The sequence below is a fragment of the Mesorhizobium tamadayense genome (genome assembly GCF_003863365.1).
In the GTDB taxonomy this organism is placed as follows: domain Bacteria; phylum Pseudomonadota; class Alphaproteobacteria; order Rhizobiales; family Rhizobiaceae; genus Mesorhizobium; species Mesorhizobium tamadayense.
Map to the genome: position 1 here is coordinate 1 of NZ_RQXT01000193.1, position 760 is coordinate 760.

2 protein-coding genes are annotated in these 760 nt (G+C 67.4%); both read left to right on the forward strand.

What is annotated here, in order from left to right; all coding sequences use genetic code 11:
* The coding region (locus EH240_RS37190; RefSeq protein ID WP_206075399.1) for a type II toxin-antitoxin system TacA family antitoxin at positions 1 to 327 on the forward strand (327 nt) is incomplete at its 5' end.
* A partial coding sequence (locus tag EH240_RS37195; RefSeq protein ID WP_125007274.1) for a GNAT family N-acetyltransferase occupies positions 324 to 760 on the forward strand: 437 nt, incomplete at its 3' end. The genes EH240_RS37190 and EH240_RS37195, both read left to right, overlap by 4 nt.

The following is a 760-nucleotide window of genomic DNA, read 5'->3' on the forward strand; positions in this document are numbered from 1 at the left end:
CGAAATCATACAGTCAAAGCCTCCGAAAAGCGAAGGATTCGCCCCATGCCCCGCTCCGCCGTCAGTGACAGCCAGCGCATGTCGTTTCGCATCAAGCCCGCCGACAAGGCGGTGATCCTGCGCGCCACCCAGTTGGCGGGCGCCGCCGGGATAACGGATTTTGTCCTGCGCACCGTCCTCGACGCCTCGCGCGAGATCATCGAGCGCAACGACCGGATCGTTCTGTCCGAACGCGACGGACTGCGCGTTCTGGAGGCGCTGGAGAACCCGCCTGCCCCCAACGAGAAGCTGATCGCGGCGGCGCGGGCGCTGCCCGCCGATCTATGAGCCTGCCGGCGTGGGGCGAGGAGCCCGTCGCCCGGCACGACCGCGACAGTTTCGACTGCGGCGATGCCGCCCTCAATGAATTTCTTCGCATGCATGCGCGCCGCAACCATGAGCGGGGCGCCTCGAAGACATTTCTCGCCGTGGCAAAGCAGGACGCAACGGTTCTCGGTTTCTACACGCTGAGCCCCGCCGCGGCGGCGTTCGAGCGCGTGCCGGAGAAACTCCGCAAGGGCCTGGGCCGCTATGAGGTCGGCGGCTTCCGGTTGGCGCGCCTCGCCGTGGCGCGGTCGGTCCATGGTGAGGGCCTGGGCGGCCAGTTGCTGCTTGCGGCGGCGTTGCGCTGCATTCGGGCAGCGGCCGAGGTTGGCGGCACCCTGATGTTCATCGATGCCAAGAATGAGCGTGTGGCGGCATGGTACCGATCGTACGGCGC